Source organism: Rheinheimera texasensis DSM 17496, assembly GCF_000711985.1.
GTDB lineage: Bacteria > Pseudomonadota > Gammaproteobacteria > Enterobacterales > Alteromonadaceae > Pararheinheimera > Pararheinheimera texasensis.
Map to the genome: position 1 here is coordinate 412265 of NZ_JONU01000008.1, position 14562 is coordinate 426826.

Genomic DNA, 14562 nt, shown 5'->3' on the forward strand with positions numbered 1-14562 from the left:
AGAAGACCGTGGTCAAACCTTTTGAAAAATTGAAGCTGCATGGCTTTAACAATTTAACCAAAAGCCTGAGTTTCAGTATCTACGATATCTGCTACGCGCAGACCGATCAGCAGCGCCAGGAGTATATCTCCTACATTGACGAGCAATACAATGCCGACCGGCTGACCGACATCCTGTCCGAAGTGGTGCACATCATCGGCGCTAACATTCTGAATATCGCCCGGCAGGATTACGATCCGCAGGGCGCCAGTGTGACCATTTTGGTCTGCGAGGAACCGATCGAAGAAAAAGCTGCAAATCCCACGCCGGATGCGATTGTGGCGCATCTGGATAAGAGTCATATCTGTGTGCACACTTACCCGGAACACCATCCGCATGATGGGATTTGTACTTTCCGTGCTGATATTGAAGTATCAACCTGCGGTGTGATTTCGCCGCTCAAAGCGCTGAATTTCTTAATTCACAGTTTTGAGTCGGATATTGTCACTATCGATTACCGGGTGCGTGGTTTTACCCGCGATGTCAGCGGCGTCAAACATTACATTGACCACCCGATCCACTCCATTCAGAACTTTATGGATGATGCGACCAAAAACGCTTTCCAGATGGTCGACGTTAACGTCTATCAGGAAAACCTGTTCCATACCAAGATGATGCTGAAAGACTTTGCGCTGGATAACTACATCTTTGGTGCCGGCGTGGAGTCCGTCAGCGCTGAGGAACAACGAGCTATCGCGAAAAAAGTAAAACGCGAAATGCGTGAAATTTTCTATGGCCGTAATCTGCCGGATTTGGCTTAAATATTAAGGCCTTGCTCGCAAAGAGTAAGGCCATCTCTCTATCGCGAACAGGACTCTCTGATGCCCCAGTCTGACATGCTGATCCGCGCCGCTACCATCGCAGATGCCGAAGCGATTGCCGCGATTTACAATCCTTATGTCATGGAGACCGCGGTCAGCTTCGAAGAACAACCTGTGACTGCAGGCGAGATGGCTACACGTATCAGCGGCGTGCTGCAACAAGGCTTGCCTTATCTGGTGGCTGAAGCTGACGGCGACGTGTTGGGTTATTGCTACGCCACGCCATGGAAAGCGCGGGCGGCTTATCGTTATTCAGTGGAAGTGACTGTCTATCTGCAACCGGCTGCGCAAGGGCGCGGCCTGGGGTATGCGTTGTATCAGCAGTTGTTTAGCCGGTTAAAAGCCGCGGGTTACCATGCGGCGCTGGGTGGTATCGTGCAGCCGAATCCGGCCAGTGTGGCTTTGCATGAAAAATGCGGCATGAAACAGGTGGCCTTGTTACCCGATATTGGCTTTAAACAAGGCCAGTGGCACAGCGTCGGTTACTGGCAGTTGCTACTCAGTGAGTTTCAGCCGGGCTAAGCCCGGTTAAAAACCGGTTAAACCCCGCCTTATTCAATCCAGCTGACCTGACCCCGTGCCTGGCGGCGTTTGAGCATCAGCTCTTCAATCAGCGGCGTTAAAATCAGCTCCATTGCGAGGCCCATTTTGCCGCCCGGCACCACCAGCGTATTCACCCGTGACATAAAAGAGCCCTGCAGCATTTGCAGGTAATAAGGGAAATCGACGTGTTTGATGCCGCGAAAGCGGATCACGACAAAACTTTCATCCAGCGACGGAATATCTTTGGCACTGAACGGGTTCGAGGTATCGACCGTTGGCACACGCTGAAAGTTAATATGGGTGCGGGAAAACTGCGGCGTGATGTGGTTGATGTAGTCGTCCATGCTGCGCACTATGCTGGCCATCACCGCTTCACGCGAATGGCCGCGCTCCGAGGTGTCGCGCATGATTTTCTGGATCCACTCCAGGTTGATAATCGGCACCATGCCAATCAGCAAATCAACGTGGCGCGCCACGTTATTCTGCTCAGTCACTACACCGCCGTGCAGACCTTCATAAAACAACAAATCGGTATCAGGGCGGATATCCTGCCAGGGCGTGAAAGTACCTGGCAGCTGATTAAAAGGTACTGCTTCGTCAAAGGTATGCAGATATTTGCGGATTTTAGTGCTGCCATGTTCAGCATAACTGGCAAAGCAGTTTTCCAGCGCAGCGAAGTCATTGGCTTCTGCGCCGAAATAACTGATATGGCGGCCTTGTTCGCGCGCTTTGCGAACTTCGACATCCATTTCCGGTCTGCTGTAGCGATGGAAACAATCGCCTTCAACAAAAGCCGCATCGATACCCTGGGTGCGGAAGATATGCGAGAAGGCGTTGGTGGTCGTGGTCGTGCCGGCTCCGGAGGAGCCCGTCACGGCAATAATCGGGTTTTTTTGTGACATCCGCGCACTCCGTTCTGATTTGCTTTGGCTTTACCATAAAGGATAAAGTGAAGTCACAGCAAGCGGCAGCGGATGTCGTCTTCTACTTCTAAAGCAGGAATTTCATGAAAGTGTTCAGTTTTGCCGCGTTGTTTCTGGCCTTGAGTGCCAGTGCGGACCCGCAATATCAAATTCAGTACGCGCAATATCAAAGTGCCGAACATGGGGTTGCCATCCAAAAGGTCCTCGGCACTATCGAGCAAAAAGGCTATCAGAATCAACCGGCTTTCAGCCGTGACGGCAGCCGCTTGCTGTGGACGGCGCAAGCCGGGGAAGGCCCGATGGCAACCGATATTCACTGGTTGTTGTTAACGGAAGGCGGCGCTGGCAAAGCACTGCGCGCCACGCCTTTTGGTGAGTTTTCCGCGACCCCGCTGCCAGGTTCTGACAGCGACTACTCGGTCGTGCGGGTTGAAGCCGACGGCACCCAGCGCCTGTGGCAAATCAACAGCCAGACTGAACAGCTGTTGTTTCCGGAGCTGAAAGGCGTCGGGTATCACGTCTGGGGGGCAGATGAAGATTTATTGCTGTTTTTACTCGAAGACAGTGAAGGCCCGAATCGTGCTGTCTACAGAACCAAAGACGGCGAGCTAACGACGTTAGCGGGCCATATTGGCCGGGCTTTGTTGTATCAGGCCAGTACAGACCGGTTTTTCTTCACCGCACCACGGCCAGGCCAGCCAGAAAACAGCCCGCTGTGGCTCTGGCGTTATCAGGCTGGCAGCAAAAAAGCCGACGCTTTATTACCGATGCCGGCCAATGGTCAGGATTTAGCCGTCACCAGCCAAGGCACTGTACTGGTCAGCGCCGGCAAATATGTCTTCCAGCTGGTCGATGACCACTGGTTGCCCTGGGCTGATTTATCCAAACAATGTGACGGCAAAGTCAGCCGTTTTAAATTAAACCCGGTCCAGCCGGTGCTGGCCTTTGTTTGTGAGAAGGAGAGCTAATGGCCAGTATCCTGTGGGCGTTATTTGCTGTGGCTTTGCTGCCTTATCTGGCGCGTATTCCGGTCGCTCGGGCAATGAATCAGTTAGGCGGTTATGACAATCACCTGCCACGCGTTCAACAAGCGCGGCTGGAAGGGCTGGGGGCGCGCGCTAATGCTGCGCATTACAACAGCTTTGAAGCACTGCAGCTGTTTTTAGCGGCGGTGGCTGGTTGTGTAGTCAGCGGCAATTATGACGGCACTATGCAGACTCTGGCCTGGTTGTATGTCGGCTGTCGGGTACTGTTTATCCTGTTTTACCTACTGGATTATGCCTTGTTACGCTCTATTGTCTGGGGCGTTGGTGTGATCAGCGTGTTCAGCATGCTGGTGCGGGCGGCTCTCAGTGTATGAGTGTTAGTGTGTAAGCGGCATCGCAGATAAAACAAAGCCCCGGTGATGGGGCTTTGTTTTTGCTACTGTCAGAACTTAAAGTCCATGTACAGCGGGTCATGGTCAGACGAGCGGTACGGCGTTGGTGCGTACAGCTCTTGCTGCTGTGCTTTGGATTTAAACTCAGTGTTGTAATCCAGTACCGCCGGTTCGTCGGCGTTGATGCCCCAGTGATGGAACTGCTGCAGTTTGGCTTTTAGCTGCGGGCTGGCCAAAGCGTGGTCCAGCGTGCCGGAGCGGCCGCGATAGACAAAAGATGAATGCACCGCATCTTTTGGTGCCAGATGCTGCCAGCCATTTTGTTCCAGATATTGCAGCGGCGCTTCTTTGCGGTAGGCGTTTAAGTCGCCCATCATCAGCACATTGTCGGTATCAATGCCGGTCGGTTCGGTTTTCAGCCATGCAGTTAAAGCTTTAGCGGCCGCGACCCGGGTTGGCGTCCAGCAGCCCTGACCATCGTTCAAATCTGAATCCGGCCCGCTTTGTTTCGGACAACTGCCTTTGGATTTAAAGTGGTTGATGCTGACCGTCAGCTGCTCTTTTGATTCAAGGTGACGGAAACTTTGCGCCAGTGGCGGCCGGCTGCCTTTATCAAACGGTGCTTTGGTGTAAACAGCCGTGGTGCCGATAGGCTCTACGCTGGCCTTGCGGTAAATCATCGCCACCATGATATCGTCCGAGCCCGGTTTTTCGCTTGGCTGCACAAAAGCATAAACCTCACTGCCGAGCTGCTGGTTCAGGCTCTGCACTATGGTTGCTATGGCGCTACCGCTGCCAAAACCGTTATTTTCAACTTCGAGCAGACCTATCACATCTGCGTCCATCGCGCTGAGCGCGGCCAGCATCTTGGCTTGTTGGCGCTGTAACTCATTGGCATCACTGGCGCCGCGTTTGGTTGGGAAACGGGGGCTGCTGCCTTCGCCGGTGAAGAAATTCAGCACGTTAAAGCTGGCGATACGCAGCTCGCCGGCTTTTTTCGCTGCTGGTGCCGCCGGTCGTGGATTGCTGGCAACAAACTCCGGTTGCTGACTCACCACCAGCCGGTAACCGGCTTTGGTGTGCAGCAGATAACCCTGCAGTTTATTGACGGTATCGCCGACCCGTACCGTGTTGACGGCAGACAAATTGCCGGTCGGGAAGCGCACTGGCTGCGGGTTTTGCTTCAGGCTGGCATCATCGATGGTGATTTCCTGCAGCAGTTGCTTTGCCATTAGCGCTTTCGATGCATCGCCGGGTACAGCGACTTCGGTCGCGACCGGCAGTCGTTCGTTGGCCAGCACTAATTCGCCGTAGCGGGAGAGGCCATAGCTGTCGTTAACAATCAGCGATTGCGGGAAACTCAGCCACATGCCTTCCAGCGCTTCAAAACTTTGTAACGAGGCGACCGGCAGAGTCACGGTAGCAGGGGCAGGCAGTGGTTGTCGTGCGCAATATTCTGCCACAGTGATGTTAGTCAGCGCCGTCATCCCGGATATTTCGCGCACTGTGCCGGTGAGTTGCAACACGTCACCGGGCTGGCGTTGTTTAGCCTGTTGATTATCGAGGATCAGCATGGCTTCGGCTGTTGCCGGATCCTGGTCTGCTGCGATACTGCCAAGTAATAACTGCGGGCTTTTACTGTCGGCGTAAAGTACGCTGAGCACCACTCCACGGGTAGTCAGGGTTTCGCCGGCTTTTGGGCTTTTATCGCTATTACCCTGAATAGCATGCACAGGCACAAAAGGTGCGGCGCATTCAGCTGCCAGCAGCGGGTTGCTGAGGCCGGCGCACAACAGCGCCAGCGGGGTTAAGGTTAAACGCATGATCTGATCCTGTGTTGCTAAAAAAGCCGGCATCAGCCGGCAGTTTCATAAGATTAAAAGCTCAGTAAACAGCGTTATTGCTGTTTTTCCCGCGCCACGGCGCGATAACCGATATCCCGCCGGCTAAACACGCCATCCCAGTGAATTTGATCCACCAGCTGATACGCGGCTTGTTGTGCGGCCGTGACGTTGGCGCCTAAAGCTGTGGCACAAAGCACACGACCACCGGCAGTCAGTACCTGACCGTCTTTGAACACTGTGCCTGCATGGAACACTTTGGCTTCGCGGTTGTCATCCGTTGGCAGACCAGAAATCACATCGCCTTTGCGATAATCATCCGGGTAACCACCGGCGGCCAGTACGACACCAACAGCGGCACGACTGTCAAAGTCAATGTGCATGCTGTCGAGTTTACCGGCACAAGCGGCAGCGCACAGCTCAACTAAGTCAGACTGCAGGCGCAGCATGATAGGTTGCGTTTCCGGGTCGCCGAAGCGGCAGTTAAATTCCAGCACTTTGGCAGTACCGTCTGGCGCAATCATCAGGCCGGCATAGAGGAAACCGGTATAGACCTGACCTTCGGCAGCCATGCCTTGCACTGTCGGGTAAATCACATGCTGCATCACCCAGTCGTGTACTGCAGGTGTGACTACCGGAGCTGGCGAATAAGCACCCATACCACCGGTGTTTGGGCCTTTGTCGGCGTCATCACGGGCTTTGTGGTCTTGTGACGATGCAAAGGGCAGGGCGTTTTTGCCATCCACCATCACGATAAAAGACGCTTCTTCACCGACCAGAAACTCTTCTACTACTACGCGGCTGCCGGCGCTGCCAAATTTGTTGCCGGCCAGCATATCTTCAATAGCGGCGAAAGCTTCGGCTTCATTCTGCGCGATGATCACACCTTTACCAGCGGCCAGACCGTCGGCTTTAATAACAATTGGCGTGCCCATTTTCACAACAAATGCTTTAGCAGCTGCAATGTCGGTGAAAGTCTGATAAGCCGCTGTCGGGATTTGGTGGCGGGCGAGAAAGTCCTTGGCAAAGGCTTTTGAGCTTTCCAGTTGTGCTGCGCCTTTGGTCGGGCCAAAGATCTGCAGACCGTCAGCGCGGAAGGCGTCGACGACACCCCGCGCCAGCGGCGCTTCCGGGCCAACGATGGTCAGCGCAATCTGTTCCGCTTTGGCAAAAGCCAGCAGCGCCGGCACATCGTCAGCCGCAATAGCGACGTTAGTTAAAGTGCTTTCCAGCGCAGTACCGGCATTGCCCGGGGCCACAAACACCTGGCTGACCTGTGGCGACTGTGCCGCTTTCCAGGCCAGGGCATGTTCACGGCCGCCGCCGCCAATCACAAGAACTTTCATCGGTTTATCCACTTATTTAGTTGCAGGTTTACGGAATTTGAGGGTCATACGGTCGCTTTCACCAATGGCCTGATATTTGGCTTTATCTTGCTCTTTGTTGGTGTAAGTCGGTGGCAACGCCCAGACGCCGCCAGGATGATCAGCGGTATCTTTCGGATTGGCGTTCACTTCACTGCTGCCTTCCAGCACAAAACCAGCCTGTTCAGCCAGTTTAATCACCAGACTTTGCGGCATATAACCGGATTTCTGCCAATCGGTGTTCAGTTTGCTTTCTGGCAGGCGGTGTTCCACCACGCCAAGCACACCACCTGGTTTTAACGCGGTATGGAAAGATTTAAAGGCAGTCAACAGGCTTTCATCGCCTTTGGCCATATACCAGTTGTGCAGGTTGCGGAACGTCACCACCACATCTGCGCTGGCGGCTGGTGCGATTTGTTTGCCACCGGCGGCAGAGAACTCAGTCACTTCAACTTTGCTGTAGACCGGGTTAGCAGCGAGTTTTGCCAGATAATCGGCGCGGCTCTTTTGCGCGTATTCAGATTTGGCATCCTTTGGTTGATGCGCAGCATAATATTTACCTTGTTGCTGCAGCAGCGGTGCCAGGATTTCAGTGTACCAGCCACCGCCAGGAGAAATTTCAACCACAGTACTTTGTGGCGTGACACCAAAGAAACTCAGAGTTTCCACCGGATGGCGATACTGGTCACGGGCTTTATTAGTGGCACTGCGCACCGGATTGTCGACCGCGGCCTGAATGGCGGCAGTATCCACGGTATTGGCAGTGACAGAGAACGAAGAGAGGGCAAACAAACTGGAAATAACCACGAGCGAAGTCAAAGCTTTCATGCGATCTATCCTTATTGTGAGGAAAACGGGCGCTATTCTAGCAAAGCCATCAACGCTTTGCAGTGGCAAATACGTCAGATGCCGCTCGCTGGACTACAACCGCACTTTTAGATGGCCAGACATCTTTTTTTCCTGCCCATCAGTGAATTCCTTATGCTAAAATGCCGCTCTTTTTGAAATTGCTATGCCTTTTCATCTGGCGTGGCCGTAGCCGGACTTTTCACCCATGTTTGCACAGATCCGTATCGTCCTCATTGAAACCACTCACAGCGGCAATATTGGCTCTGTGGCGCGGGCAATGAAAACGATGGGCCTGTCACAACTGGTGCTGGTGTCGCCAAAAACTGAAGTGGATGGTCAGGCTTATGCCTTGTCGGCCGGCGCCAGTGATGTACTGGCCAATGCCCGCACTGTCGTGACGCTTGCTGAAGCTATCGCCGATTGTCCATTAGTGGTCGGCACCAGTCACAAGCCAAAAAGCCATGATATTGCAGTGCTGGATCCGCGTCAGTGTGGCTTAAAAGTAGCGGCGGAAGTGGCGCAAGGGCCGGTGGCTATTGTGTTTGGCCGCGAAAGTAATGGCTTGTCTAACGAAGAATTACGCCAGTGCAATTTCCATCTGTGTATTCCAACGAACGCTGACTACACCTCGCTGAATCTGGCGATGGCGGTGCAGGTGGTCAGTTATGAAATCCGCATGGCGCTGCTGGGTGCGCAAACGCTGCCACCTGCCGATGTGCCGGAAAAATATCCGACAGCTGAACAGCTGGAAGGGTTTTACCAGCATCTGGAAACCACACTGGATCAAACCGGTTTTATCATCCGTCAGCATCCTGGTCACATTATGATCAAACTACGCCGGCTCTTCAGCCGGGCACGGCCGGATGAGACAGAACTGAATATTCTGCGCGGCATTTTAACTTCTGTGCAGCGCTTTGGCCGGCAACACCGGCAAGACGATTAAGACAAGGACCCGCTCATGTTTGCAGGTATCAGAGAAGACATCAAAAGCGTATTTGAGCGTGACCCGGCGGCACGTAACTTTATCGAAGTGCTGACCAACTATCCGGGTTTACACGCCATTTGGTGGCACCGGATGAATCATCAGCTGTGGCAAGCCAATTTTAAATGGTTAGCGCGTTTTTTGAGCACTATCGCACGCTGGTTGACCGGTGTTGAAATTCACCCGGGTGCCAAAATCGGCCGGCGTTTTTTTATCGACCATGGCATGGGTGTGGTGATTGGTGAAACCGCCGAAATCGGTGACGACGTCACCTTGTATCACGGCGTAACTTTAGGTGGTACCAGCTGGAATCCGGGCAAACGTCACCCAACACTGGGTAATAACGTGGTCATCGGCGCCGGCGCAAAAATTCTCGGGCCTTTGTACGTCGGCGAAAATGCCCGCATCGGCTCCAATGCTGTGGTGGTGAAAGATGTACCGCCAGGCGCCACAGTGGTGGGTATTCCGGGGCGGATCGTCGCGAAACAGGGCGCTGAAGTCACCGCCGAGCGCCAGCAGCTGGCGAAAAAATTCGGCTTTGATGCTTATGCGGTCGCCAGCGATAACCCGGATCCGGTCGCGAATGCCATTGGCCGGATGCTGGACCATATCCATTGCTTGGATAATAAAGTCGCGGAGCTGTGCCAGAGTGTGAATCAGCTCGGTGGCAACGTCTGCAGCGCAGTGCCAACGATGGATATTGATGATGAAGCGTTTCGGGAAGCGGAGCGGGTTGCCGCCGAGCAGCGTAAGAAGCAACTGGACGAGTTTGACCCGACAATTTAGCGGTAAAACCGGCAAAATGACTGTGGATGAAACAGGCCAGAACTTGATAATACCTGACTAAATTAGTCGGATTAATACTTGACTAAATCAGTCAGGAATGTACAATCGGCGCCATTCCTTGACCGGACTCCGGAGTTCAGATGCGACTTACCTCGAAAGGGCGTTATGCCGTCACCGCAATGCTGGATGTGGCGCTGCACGCAGCCGCAGGGCCGGTACCTCTGGCTGACATTTCAGTCCGCCAGGAAATTTCATTATCATATCTTGAACAATTATTTGCCCGCCTGCGTAAACAGGGTCTGGTCAGCAGTGTGCGCGGACCCGGCGGCGGTTATCAGTTGGGCAAACCAGCAGAACAAATCAGCGTTTCGGAAGTGATTAGCGCGGTCGACGAATCTGTCGATGCGACACGCTGTCAGGGAAAATCCGACTGTCAGGGCGGCGCCAAGTGTCTGACCCACAGTTTATGGAGCGATTTAAGCCATCGCATCGAGGACTTTTTGACCCGGATCACGCTGGGCGAGCTGGTCAGCCAGCACGAAATTCAGAGCGTGGCCAAGCGGCAGGACAGCCGCCAGTTAAAACACCCAATCAGCGAAATTGAAGTCAATTGCCAGTTGTAGACTTCAGACGGAGCCAAGCATGAAGTTACCGATTTATTTAGATTACGCCGCGACAACGCCGGTTGACCCACGGGTCGCAGAAAAAATGATGCAATACCTGACGATGGACGGTGATTTTGGTAACCCTGCATCGCGCTCACACCGCTTTGGTTGGCAAGCTGAAGAAGCCGTTGAAGTGGCACGTAGTCAGATTGCAGAACTGGTCAATGCTGACCCGCGCGAAATCGTATTTACCTCTGGCGCGACAGAATCAAACAACCTGGCCATCAAGGGCGCTGCACAGTTTTATCATAAAAAAGGTAAGCACCTGATCACCCTGCGCACCGAACACAAAGCCGTATTGGACACCATGCGGGCGTTGGAGCGCGAAGGTTTTGAAGTGACTTATCTCGATGTAGAAGCCAACGGCTTGTTAGATCTGGAAAAATTCAAAGCTGCGTTACGCCCTGATACCACAGTCGTCAGCGTGATGATGGTCAACAATGAAATCGGTGTCGTGCAGGACGTGGCTGCCATTGGTGAGTTATGCCGTGCCAACGGCACTATTTTCCATGTCGATTCTGCACAAGCGGCCGGCAAAGTCGATATCGACCTGCAGACACTGAAAATCGACCTGATGTCGTTTTCAGCCCACAAAATTTACGGTCCAAAAGGCATTGGCGCGCTGTACGTGCGTCGTAAACCACGTATTCGTTTAGAAGCGCAAACCCACGGTGGTGGTCATGAGCGTGGTATGCGTTCAGGTACTCTGCCGACCCACCAAATCGTTGGTATGGGCGAAGCTTTCCGCATCGCGAAGCTGGAAATGGCTGAAGAAAATCAACGTTTTGCCACGCTGCGTCAGCGCCTGTGGGACGGTATTAAAGACATCGAACAGGTGTTCTTAAATGGCGATGCCACGCACCGGGTGCCGGGCATTACCAATATCAGCTTTAACTATGTCGAAGGCGAATCACTGATTATGGCGCTGAAAGACATCGCGGTGTCTTCTGGTTCTGCCTGTACTTCAGCAAGTCTGGAACCTTCCTATGTACTGCGGGCGCTGGGACTTTCTGATGAACTGGCCCACAGCTCAATCCGTTTCAGTATCGGCCGTTTCACCACGGCGGAACAAATTGACCACACCATCAAAATTGTGCACGAAGCCATCGCGAAATTACGCGAAATGTCGCCGCTGTGGGACATGTACAAAGACGGTGTTGATTTAAATACAGTGGCCTGGGTGGCTCACTAAGCACAGGGCGGGGCGCAAACCCAACCTGCATTGAGGTAAAGATCATGGCATACAGCAACAAAGTTATCGATCACTACGAAAACCCGCGCAATGTCGGCGCATTTGCCAAAGATGACCCGACTGTAGCCACCGGCATGGTCGGCGCACCGGCGTGCGGCGACGTGATGAAACTGCAAATCAAGGTCAATGACCAGGGCATTATCGAAGATGCCAAGTTCAAAACCTACGGCTGCGGCAGCGCTATTGCATCAAGTAGCCTGGTGACTGAATGGGTCAAAGGCAAAAGTCTGGACGAAGCTGCCCAGATCAAAAATACCGACATCGCACAAGAACTGGCGTTGCCACCAGTGAAAATTCACTGTTCGATTCTGGCGGAAGACGCGATCAAAGCGGCGATTGCGGATTATAAGCAACGTCACGGAGGTTAAGCGCCATGGCTATTACCATGACCAGCGCAGCCGCTGAGCGGGTGCGTAGTTTTCTGACAAATCGCGGCAAAGGCGTCGGGCTGCGGGTGGGCGTCAAAACCACCGGCTGTTCTGGTCTGGCTTATGTGCTGGAATTTGTTGATGAGCTGAATGACGATGATCAGGTGTTCGAACAAGACGATTTAAAAATCATCGTCGATGGCAAAAGCCTGGTGTATATCGATGGCACTCAGCTGGATTTTGTCAAAGAAGGCTTAAATGAAGGTTTTCAGTTCAATAACCCGAACGTCAATGGCGAGTGTGGTTGTGGCGAGAGCTTCACGGTTTAAGTGCAATGCCGGTTAGTTGCAAATTGGTGCCCTAAATGAATTATTTCCAGCTGTTTCAGCTGCCTGCGCAGTTTGATGTGGATTTGACCGAGTTGGGCACCCGGTATCTGGCGCTGCAAAAGCAATTCCACCCGGATAATTTTGCCAGCGCCTCTGAGCGTGACCGCATGCTTGCGGTACAACAGGCCGCCAATATTAACGACGGTTACCACAGCCTGAAACAACCTTTGCTGCGCGCCGAACATTTGCTGGCTTTACGCGGCGTGAAAATCAGCGCTGAGCAACGCAGTTTTACCGATACTGCGTTTTTAATACAGCAAATGGAACTGCGAGAGCTCCTAGGTGAGATACCGCATGCTGCCGATCCCGATGCATTGATTGACGACGCTGAGCGACAAATCCGCGTGCAGAAAAAGCAATTGCTCGCCAGCCTCAGTGCTGCGCTTGGCAGCAACACACACGAGCACGATTTAGCGGCGGCTGATATAATCCGCAAACTCAAATTTTTCTTTAAACTCGAGCAAGAACTTGAGTTTATCGCACAGCAGACACAAGACTGACCGCCATGGCCTTATTACAAATTGCTGAACCCGGCCAAACCGCCGCCCCGCATCAACATAAACTCGCAGCCGGCATCGACCTCGGCACTACCAATTCATTAGTCGCAACCGTGCGCAGCGGCGAAGCCAAGACGCTGCAAAATGCTCAGGGCGACGATATGGTGCCATCTGTGGTGCGTTATACCGCAGATAAAGTCATCGTCGGTAAAGCAGCACTGGCTGATGCAGCGCTGGACCCGCACAATACGATTATTTCGGTGAAACGCCTGATGGGCCGCGGTTATCAGGAAACGCTGGCGCATGCCGCTGAGTTGCCTTACGAACTGGTGGACCAACAAGGTTTAGTCGCGCTGGGTACCGTCGCCGGAGTGAAAAACCCGGTTGAAGTGTCAGCGGAGATTTTGGCGACATTAGCCGATACCGCCAGTCAGACGCTCGGCGGTGAGCTGATCGGTGTGGTTATTACTGTGCCGGCTTATTTTGATGATGCGCAGCGTCAGGCGACTAAAGACGCCGCACGGCTGGCTGGCCTGAATGTGCTGCGGTTATTGAATGAACCGACTGCCGCGGCGCTGGCGTATGGCCTGGATTCTGGTCAGGAAGGCGTGATAGCCGTATATGACTTGGGCGGTGGCACTTTTGATATTTCTATTCTGCGCTTAAGCCGTGGTGTGTTTGAAGTCTTAGCAACTGGCGGTGATTCGGCACTGGGCGGTGACGATTTTGACCAGCAAATTCTGCTGCATTTGAAACAACAAGCTGGTTTGAACGAACTGAGTCATCAGCAGTTACGCCAGTTATTACAACTGTCGCGTCAAATCAAAGAAGCATTAAGCAGCGCCGACAGCTATAGCTATCAGCTGGATGTTGCAGGGGTTGCTACCACTTTCAGTTTAAGCCGCAGCGAATTTGATGACCTGGTCCAGCCGTTGGTTCGCCGCACTTTGCGCGCCTGCAAACAGACGCTGCGTGATGCCAGCCTGGATGTCGCAGACGTTGCCAAAGTGGTGATGGTTGGTGGTTCGACCCGGGTACCGCTGGTGCGTCAGGCGGTGGCTGAACTGTTTGACACTGAACCATTAACCTCAATTGACCCGGACAAAGTAGTCGCCATTGGTGCTGCGATTCAGGCCAACGTGCTGGTCGGTAATAAATCGGACAGCGACACTTTGCTGCTGGACGTCATTCCGCTGTCGCTGGGTCTGGAGACTATGGGCGGACTGGTTGAAAAAATCATTCCGCGTAATACCGTGATTCCGGTCGCGCGGGCGCAGGAATTCACCACTTTTAAAGACGGTCAGACTGCGATGGCCATTCATGTGCTGCAAGGCGAACGTGAAGGTGTTGCCGACTGTCGCTCATTAGCGCGCTTTGATTTAACCGGCATTCCGCCGATGGCCGCCGGCGGCGCGCATATCCGTGTGACCTTTCAGGTCGATGCGGACGGGTTGCTGAGTGTCACAGCGCAGGAAAAATCCAGTGGCGTCAGCGCATCGATTGAAGTGAAACCATCTTATGGCCTGAGCAATGATCAGGTTGCGCAGATGATCCAAAATTCGATGTTATACGCCAAACAAGATATGCAGCTGCGTTTATTGCGTGAGCAGCAGGTTGAAGCCAACCGCGTCTATGAAGCTGTCAGTGCCGCTTTAAGTGCCGATGCGCATCTGTTGTCGTCGGCTGAACTACAGCACATTGAACAGTCATTACATCAGTTGCAGCAACTGGCGGCCGGCGAAGATACTGCCGCTATCAAAGCAGCGATTGAACACACTAATCATTTAACCGACGATTTTGCTGCGCGGCGCATGGATATGTCCATCCGGCTGGCGCTGCAGGGTCATAAAGTCGACGAGGTCTGA

Annotated in this window: 16 protein-coding genes; 12 read left to right on the forward strand and 4 right to left on the reverse strand. The window is 53.3% G+C overall.

The features are described 5' to 3' along the window. The first annotated feature begins 8 nt into the window (after positions 1–8). Positions 9–800, forward strand: a complete 792-nt coding sequence (speD, locus tag Q399_RS0107750) for an adenosylmethionine decarboxylase (RefSeq protein WP_031567426.1) — start codon at positions 9–11, stop codon at positions 798–800. Positions 801–860: 60 nt separating this feature from the next. Further along, a complete protein-coding gene (locus Q399_RS0107755) occupies positions 861–1382 on the forward strand; it encodes an arsinothricin resistance N-acetyltransferase ArsN1 family B (protein WP_211253232.1) in 522 nt (173 codons plus the stop codon). Positions 1383–1411: 29 nt separating this feature from the next. On the opposite strand, the gene Q399_RS0107760 is transcribed toward Q399_RS0107755, so the two are convergent. Next, on the reverse strand, positions 1412–2305 hold the full coding sequence (locus Q399_RS0107760) for a phosphoribulokinase (RefSeq protein ID WP_031567430.1): 894 nt from the start codon (positions 2303–2305) through the stop codon (positions 1412–1414). Positions 2306–2409: 104 nt separating this feature from the next. Here Q399_RS0107760 and Q399_RS0107765 point away from each other — a divergent pair, with 104 nt between their 5' ends. Next, positions 2410–3294, forward strand: coding sequence for a TolB-like translocation protein (locus Q399_RS0107765; RefSeq protein ID WP_031567432.1), 885 nt, complete (start codon positions 2410–2412; stop codon positions 3292–3294). Then, the gene (locus Q399_RS0107770) at positions 3294–3686 is read left to right on the forward strand and encodes an MAPEG family protein (RefSeq protein ID WP_031567434.1); all 393 of its coding nucleotides are present in this window, start codon (positions 3294–3296) and stop codon (positions 3684–3686) included. The genes Q399_RS0107765 and Q399_RS0107770 overlap by 1 nt, the downstream gene beginning before the upstream one ends. Positions 3687–3754: 68 nt before the next feature. Here Q399_RS0107770 and Q399_RS0107775 read toward each other — a convergent pair whose 3' ends face one another. The 3 genes from Q399_RS0107775 to Q399_RS0107785 form a co-directional block, all read right to left on the reverse strand. Continuing rightward, a complete protein-coding gene (locus Q399_RS0107775; protein ID WP_031567436.1) occupies positions 3755–5527 on the reverse strand; it encodes an ExeM/NucH family extracellular endonuclease in 1773 nt (590 codons plus the stop codon). Positions 5528–5601: 74 nt separating this feature from the next. After that, positions 5602–6891: a phosphoribosylamine--glycine ligase gene (gene purD, locus Q399_RS0107780; protein ID WP_031567439.1), complete on the reverse strand. Its 1290-nt coding sequence runs from the start codon at positions 6889–6891 to the stop codon at positions 5602–5604. A 12-nt stretch (positions 6892–6903) separates the two neighbouring features. After that, positions 6904–7737, reverse strand: coding sequence for a class I SAM-dependent methyltransferase (locus Q399_RS0107785; RefSeq protein ID WP_031567441.1), 834 nt, complete (start codon positions 7735–7737; stop codon positions 6904–6906). A gap of 226 nt (positions 7738–7963) precedes the next feature. Here Q399_RS0107785 and trmJ point away from each other — a divergent pair, with 226 nt between their 5' ends. From trmJ to hscA, 8 genes are all read left to right on the forward strand, one after another. Beyond that, on the forward strand, positions 7964–8701 hold the full coding sequence (trmJ, locus tag Q399_RS0107790; protein ID WP_031567443.1) for a tRNA (cytosine(32)/uridine(32)-2'-O)-methyltransferase TrmJ: 738 nt from the start codon (positions 7964–7966) through the stop codon (positions 8699–8701). Between the two features lie 15 nt (positions 8702–8716). Then, a complete protein-coding gene (cysE, locus tag Q399_RS0107795; RefSeq protein ID WP_031567445.1) occupies positions 8717–9526 on the forward strand; it encodes a serine O-acetyltransferase in 810 nt (269 codons plus the stop codon). 140 nt (positions 9527–9666) lie between these two features. Continuing rightward, a complete protein-coding gene (iscR, locus tag Q399_RS0107800; RefSeq protein WP_031567447.1) occupies positions 9667–10149 on the forward strand; it encodes a Fe-S cluster assembly transcriptional regulator IscR in 483 nt (160 codons plus the stop codon). A gap of 19 nt (positions 10150–10168) precedes the next feature. Further along, entirely contained in the window at positions 10169–11383 is a 1215-nt protein-coding gene (locus tag Q399_RS0107805; RefSeq protein ID WP_031567449.1) for an IscS subfamily cysteine desulfurase, read from the forward strand. A 44-nt stretch (positions 11384–11427) separates the two neighbouring features. Then, entirely contained in the window at positions 11428–11811 is a 384-nt protein-coding gene (iscU, locus tag Q399_RS0107810) for a Fe-S cluster assembly scaffold IscU (RefSeq protein ID WP_031567451.1), read from the forward strand. 5 nt (positions 11812–11816) lie between these two features. Next, positions 11817–12140: an iron-sulfur cluster assembly protein IscA gene (iscA, locus tag Q399_RS0107815; RefSeq protein ID WP_031567453.1), complete on the forward strand. Its 324-nt coding sequence runs from the start codon at positions 11817–11819 to the stop codon at positions 12138–12140. A 35-nt stretch (positions 12141–12175) separates the two neighbouring features. Then, complete coding sequence (gene hscB / locus Q399_RS0107820) at positions 12176–12700, forward strand: co-chaperone HscB (protein ID WP_031567456.1); 525 nt, start codon at positions 12176–12178, stop codon at positions 12698–12700. 5 nt (positions 12701–12705) lie between these two features. Continuing rightward, positions 12706–14562, forward strand: a complete 1857-nt coding sequence (gene hscA, locus Q399_RS0107825; protein ID WP_031567459.1) for a Fe-S protein assembly chaperone HscA — start codon at positions 12706–12708, stop codon at positions 14560–14562.

Coding starts and splice junctions, on each gene's coding strand:
- Q399_RS0107805 (WP_031567449.1), top strand. CDS start 10,169: ATGAAGTTACCGATTTATTTAGATTACGCCGCGACAACGCCGGTTGAC.
- hscB (WP_031567456.1), top strand. CDS start 12,176: ATGAATTATTTCCAGCTGTTTCAGCTGCCTGCGCAGTTTGATGTGGAT.
- Q399_RS0107775 (WP_031567436.1), bottom strand. CDS start 5,527: ATGCGTTTAACCTTAACCCCGCTGGCGCTGTTGTGCGCCGGCCTCAGC.
- iscA (WP_031567453.1), top strand. CDS start 11,817: ATGGCTATTACCATGACCAGCGCAGCCGCTGAGCGGGTGCGTAGTTTT.
- Q399_RS0107755 (WP_211253232.1), top strand. CDS start 861: ATGCCCCAGTCTGACATGCTGATCCGCGCCGCTACCATCGCAGATGCC.
- trmJ (WP_031567443.1), top strand. CDS start 7,964: ATGTTTGCACAGATCCGTATCGTCCTCATTGAAACCACTCACAGCGGC.
- Q399_RS0107785 (WP_031567441.1), bottom strand. CDS start 7,737: ATGAAAGCTTTGACTTCGCTCGTGGTTATTTCCAGTTTGTTTGCCCTC.
- cysE (WP_031567445.1), top strand. CDS start 8,717: ATGTTTGCAGGTATCAGAGAAGACATCAAAAGCGTATTTGAGCGTGAC.
- Q399_RS0107770 (WP_031567434.1), top strand. CDS start 3,294: ATGGCCAGTATCCTGTGGGCGTTATTTGCTGTGGCTTTGCTGCCTTAT.
- Q399_RS0107760 (WP_031567430.1), bottom strand. CDS start 2,305: ATGTCACAAAAAAACCCGATTATTGCCGTGACGGGCTCCTCCGGAGCC.
- iscR (WP_031567447.1), top strand. CDS start 9,667: ATGCGACTTACCTCGAAAGGGCGTTATGCCGTCACCGCAATGCTGGAT.
- hscA (WP_031567459.1), top strand. CDS start 12,706: ATGGCCTTATTACAAATTGCTGAACCCGGCCAAACCGCCGCCCCGCAT.
- purD (WP_031567439.1), bottom strand. CDS start 6,891: ATGAAAGTTCTTGTGATTGGCGGCGGCGGCCGTGAACATGCCCTGGCC.
- Q399_RS0107765 (WP_031567432.1), top strand. CDS start 2,410: ATGAAAGTGTTCAGTTTTGCCGCGTTGTTTCTGGCCTTGAGTGCCAGT.
- iscU (WP_031567451.1), top strand. CDS start 11,428: ATGGCATACAGCAACAAAGTTATCGATCACTACGAAAACCCGCGCAAT.